This is a genomic window from Massilia sp. CT11-108 (genome assembly GCF_047302915.1).
Taxonomy (GTDB): domain Bacteria; phylum Pseudomonadota; class Gammaproteobacteria; order Burkholderiales; family Burkholderiaceae_D; genus Telluria; species Telluria orientalis.
The window spans coordinates 1-3,528 of record NZ_JBKYMO010000540.1; the positions used below are offsets into that span (position 1 = coordinate 1).

Here is a 3,528-nt window from a genome sequence, read left to right on the forward strand (position 1 = left end):
CCACGTTGGCGGCGCCGCCCAGGCGCTCCTCGCGGCGCTCGATGCGCACGACGGGCACCGGCGCTTCCGGCGAAATGCGCGAGACGTCGCCGAACCAGTAGCGGTCGAGCATGACGTCGCCGACGACGAGCAGGCGCACGCTCTCCAGTTGGGGCGCTTCGGCCTGGCGGTAGCTGTCGGTCGGCAGCAGGCGGCTGGGGATCGTAGCGGTCATGCGTGCCTCACTTGCCCGTCAGGACCGAACGGCCGATGCCGTGGTACTCGATGCCCAGGCCCGTCATCAGCGGCGGCTCGAACAGGTTGCGGCCGTCGATGATCACCGGGTGCTTCAGGCGCGCCTTGATCTGCTCGAAGTCCGGGCTGCGGAACGCCTTCCATTCGGTGACGATCACCAGGGCTTCGGCGCCGTCCAGCGCTTCCATCGGCGTCTTCTTGAAGTCGACGCGCGCGAGTTGCGCTTCGGAGAGGTCCAGCGCCAGCACGCGCTGCGCTTCTTCCATCGCGACCGGATCGTGCACGGCGACGCTGGCGCCCCGCTCGATCAATTCCTTCAGCAGCACGCGCGACGGCGCTTCGCGCATGTCGTCCGTGTTCGGCTTGAATGCGAGGCCCCAGACGGCGAAGGTCATGCCCGCAAGGTCGTCGCCGAAGCGCTGCACGACCTTGCGGCCCAGCACCTGCTTCTGGCGGTCGTTGACGGCTTCCACGGCGCGCAGGATCAAGAGTTCCTGGTCGTACTGGCGCGCGGTGCGCTCGAGCGCCTGCACGTCTTTCGGGAAGCACGAGCCGCCGTAGCCGGCGCCCGCGTACAGGAAGCTGTGGCCGATGCGCGGGTCGGAGCCGATGCCGTGGCGGACGGCTTCGATGTCGGCGCCCACCTGGTCGGCGAGGTTGGCCAGTTCGTTCATGAACGAGATGCGCGTCGCGAGCATCGCGTTGGCCGCGTACTTCGTGAACTCGGCCGAGCGCACGTCCATCCAGTAGACGCGTTCGTGGTTGCGGTTGAACGGGGCGTACAGCAGCTTCATGAGGTCGCGCGCGCGCTGGCCCGCGGGGCTGTCGTCGTGGCCGATGACGATGCGGTCCGGGCGCATGAAGTCGTCGACGGCGGCGCCTTCCTTCAGGAATTCCGGGTTCGACACGACGGCGAATTCCATGCTTTCTTCACCACGCGCACGCAGCTCTTCGCGCAGGGCGGCGGCGACGCGGTCGGCCGTGCCGACGGGCACCGTGGACTTGTCGACGATGACCTTGTAGCCGTCCATGTGGCGGCCGATGTTGCGCGCGGCGGCCAGCACGTACTGCAGGTCGGCGGAACCGTCTTCGTCCGGCGGGGTGCCGACGGCGATGAACTGGAGCTGGCCATGCGCGACGCTGGCGGCGACGTCGGTCGAGAACTGCAGGCGGCCGCTGGCGCGGTTGCGCGCGACGACTTCTTCCAGGCCCGGCTCGTGGATCGGGATGCCGCCGTTGTTCAGCAGGTCGATCTTGCGTTGGTCGACGTCGAGGCAAAAGACGTCGTTGCCGAGTTCCGCCAGGCAGGCGCCGGTCACGAGGCCGACGTAGCCGGTGCCGATAATCGTAATCTTCATGGTTCGCTTTAGCTTAGTTCATCACGTTCAGTTCTTCGGTGCGGCGCGGCGGGTAAGTCTCCCACTTGCTGCACCCCGGGCATTGCCAGTAATACTGGCGCGCCTTGAAACCACAATGGCTGCACTGGTAGCGCGCCAGCTTCTGCGTGTACCCGTGCACCAGGTTCTTCACCATCGACAGCTCTTCCCATACGTTCGCCGGCGCATCCATCAGGCGCGCTTCCAGCAGCTTGTCGAGACCGAGCAGGGTCGGATTGCGGCGCAGCTCTTCCACCACCAGCTGTTTGGCAGCCTCCACGCCGTTGAGTTCAATGACGGCCTTGAAGACGACCTCGATCAGATCAATCGACGACGCTTCTTCCAGGTACGAGCGCAGCAGGTTGACGCCTTCCTGCGGGCGGCCGACGGTGCGGTAGCCATCCATCAGGCGCGCGGCGACGAGGGCCACGTGCGGCACGCTTTGCTGCTCCACGCGGCGCCACGTCTTCAGCGCGCCCTCGATGTCGCCTTCGGCCTTGAGCGCATCGCCGCACAGCATCGTCGCGCGCACGTTCTTGCGGTCGGCCTGCAGCGCCTTGTCCAGCAGCGCCTTCGCTTCCTCGGACTGCATGTGCACGAGGGCGTCCTGCGCCAGCTCGCAATAGAACTGCGCGATTTCCTTGTGGTGCGCGCCGGCGCCGGATTCCATCAGGCCTTCCGCGGCGGCGATCGCACGGCGCCATTCCTTTTCGCGCTGGAAGATCTCCAGCAGCGCGCGGCGGGCCTGCACGCCGTACTGCGTGTCGACGAGCAGGTTGAACGTCTCTTCGGCGCGGTCCAGCAGACCGGCCTTCAGGTAGTCCATGCCGAGTTCGTACTGCGCGTGCACCTGCTGCTCGATCGGCAGGTCGGGACGCGACAGCAGGTTCTGGTGGACGCGGATCGCGCGCTCCGTCTCGCCGCGGCGGCGGAACAAATTACCCAGCGCAAAGTGCATGTCGGCCGTTTCGGGATCGAGCTTGACGATCTCGATGAACGCGTCGATGGCCTTGTCCGGCTGTTCGTTGAGGAGGAAATTCAGGCCCTTGAAATAGCCGCGCGGGAGGCTGCGCGATTCGGAGACGAGCTGCTTGATGTCGACGCGGGCGGCGATCCAGCCGAGGGCAAAAAAGACGGGGATGCCGAGCAGCCACCAGATTTCAAATTCCATATGTTGTTCTTATTGATGACTGAGTTACGGTCAGGCGCGCGGCGCGACGCTGTCCGGCTGCGGCGCATTGGCAGCGGTACCGGCCGCGCTCTGCAGGGCCTGGATCGTGTGCTTGTGCTGCGAGCTTTCGCGGCGGTGCCGGAACACGGTCGGCGTCACGGCCAGGATGCCGAGGAAGGCGCCGGCGATGAAAAACGCGAGCAGCATCAGCACCAGCGGTCCCCGCACCTCGTAATTCAGGAAGAAATGCAGGTCGACCTGATGCGTGTTCTTCAGGGCAAAACTGAAGAACAGGACGAACAGCAGGCATCCGACGATGGTGGAGACGAGTTTCATCAGCAGGTCCCGAGAGGTAAGACGGCAAAGGCGCAGTGTCGCATATTTGAAACAATATTCCTAGAACGGCCGGCCCGGCCGTTGCTCGCGTGCGGCGTGATTATACGTGGGTTGCACGATTCGGGGTCAGAGCTCATTTTTCGGGAGATTCGGGGTCAGAGCACTTTTCAGGTCATTATCTCTGCAGCAAATTTCTCGTGAGTCCGGTAGCAACTATCGTCTGTGGTTGCTGATGCGCGCGACGCCCGTGCGTTGCGATTGTTCATCAGTAAATTGATCGAAAAAGTGCTCTGACCCCGAATTTTTGCGGGAATGTGCTCTGCCCCCGAATTTGAGATCGGCATAGGGGCGGCCAGTTGTCTGGCCGGTCCCCTGCCACACCACCCGGCGTGCGGGTCCGCACCGGGCGGT

3 protein-coding genes and 1 pseudogene are annotated in these 3,528 nt (G+C 64.7%); all 4 read right to left on the minus strand.

Annotated features, from left to right (window positions below; translation table 11 throughout):
* Positions 1-214: pseudogene (locus ACEN88_RS26965) on the minus strand (D-glycero-beta-D-manno-heptose-7-phosphate kinase); the annotation flags it as partial.
* Positions 215-221: 7 nt separating this feature from the next.
* On the minus strand, positions 222-1,592 hold the full coding sequence (locus ACEN88_RS26970; RefSeq protein WP_413344618.1) for a UDP-glucose dehydrogenase family protein: 1,371 nt from the start codon (positions 1,590-1,592) through the stop codon (positions 222-224).
* Between the two features lie 13 nt (positions 1,593-1,605).
* Positions 1,606-2,781 (minus strand): lipopolysaccharide assembly protein LapB, encoded by a 1,176-nt coding sequence (gene lapB / locus ACEN88_RS26975; RefSeq protein ID WP_413344619.1) that lies wholly within the window; start codon positions 2,779-2,781, stop codon positions 1,606-1,608.
* Between the two features lie 30 nt (positions 2,782-2,811).
* Positions 2,812-3,117 (minus strand): lipopolysaccharide assembly LapA domain-containing protein, encoded by a 306-nt coding sequence (locus ACEN88_RS26980; RefSeq protein ID WP_056129565.1) that lies wholly within the window; start codon positions 3,115-3,117, stop codon positions 2,812-2,814.
* Positions 3,118-3,528 lie beyond the last annotated feature (411 nt).